General features: G+C 63.5%; 1 protein-coding gene. It reads right to left on the bottom strand.

Going from position 1 to position 1,228, the window contains the following annotated elements; genetic code table 11:
- Positions 1-51: 51 nt before the first annotated feature.
- Entirely contained in the window at positions 52-1,227 is a 1,176-nt protein-coding gene (tuf, locus tag ACR0LZ_RS21130; RefSeq protein WP_480752221.1) for an elongation factor Tu, read from the bottom strand.
- Between the last annotated feature and the right edge of the window lies 1 nt (position 1,228).

Raw genomic sequence — 1,228 nt, forward strand, 5'->3', positions numbered from 1 at the left:
AAAAAGGGCGCCCCGAGGGGCGCCCTTTCTTTGGATATTCGCTTGCGCGAATTATTCAATAATCTTCGACACGACACCCGCGCCGACGGTGCGGCCGCCTTCGCGGATCGCGAAGCGCAGGCCGTCTTCCATCGCAATCGGTGCGATCAGCTCGACGGTGAAGCCGACGTTGTCGCCCGGCATAACCATCTCGGTGCCGGCCGCCAGGGTCACGGTGCCGGTCACGTCGGTGGTCCGGAAGTAGAACTGCGGACGGTAGTTCGCGAAGAACGGGGTGTGACGGCCGCCCTCTTCCTTGGTCAGGATATAGGCTTCGGCTTCGAACTTGGTGTGCGGGGTCACCGAACCCGGCTTGCACAGCACCTGGCCACGCTCGACCGCTTCACGGTCGATGCCGCGCAGCAGCGCGCCGATGTTGTCGCCCGCCTCGCCACGGTCCAGCAGCTTGCGGAACATTTCCACACCGGTGCAGGTGGTGGTCTGGGTGTCCTTGATGCCCACGATCTCGATCGAGTCGCCGACATTGATCACGCCACGCTCGACACGGCCGGTCACCACGGTGCCGCGGCCCGAGATCGAGAACACGTCTTCGATCGGCATCAGGAAGGGCTGGTCGACAGCACGTTCCGGGGTCGGGATGTACTCGTCAACCGCGGCCAGCAGTTCGCGGATCTTGTTCTCGCCAATCTCCGGATCGCGGCCTTCCATCGCGGCCAGCGCCGAACCTGCGACGATCGGAATGTCGTCGCCGGGGAATTCGTACGAGCTCAGCAGCTCGCGGACTTCCATTTCCACCAGCTCCAGCAGCTCCTCGTCATCGACCTGGTCGACCTTGTTCAGGAACACGACCAGCGCAGGAACGCCGACCTGACGCGCCAGCAGGATGTGCTCGCGGGTCTGCGGCATCGGGCCGTCGGCGGCGTTCACAACCAGGATCGCGCCGTCCATCTGCGCCGCACCGGTGATCATGTTCTTGACATAGTCGGCATGGCCGGGGCAGTCGACGTGGGCATAGTGGCGCGCGTCGGTCTCGTATTCCACGTGGGCGGTCGAGATGGTGATCCCGCGGGCCTTCTCTTCCGGCGCGCCGTCGATCTGGTCATACGCCTTGAAGTCGCCGAAATACTTGGTGATCGCCGCCGTCAGCGTCGTCTTGCCGTGGTCAACGTGGCCGATCGTGCCGATGTTGACGTGCGGTTTGTTACGCTCAAACTTTTCCTTTGCCATT

Source organism: Ruegeria sp. CI1 (assembly GCF_056536925.1).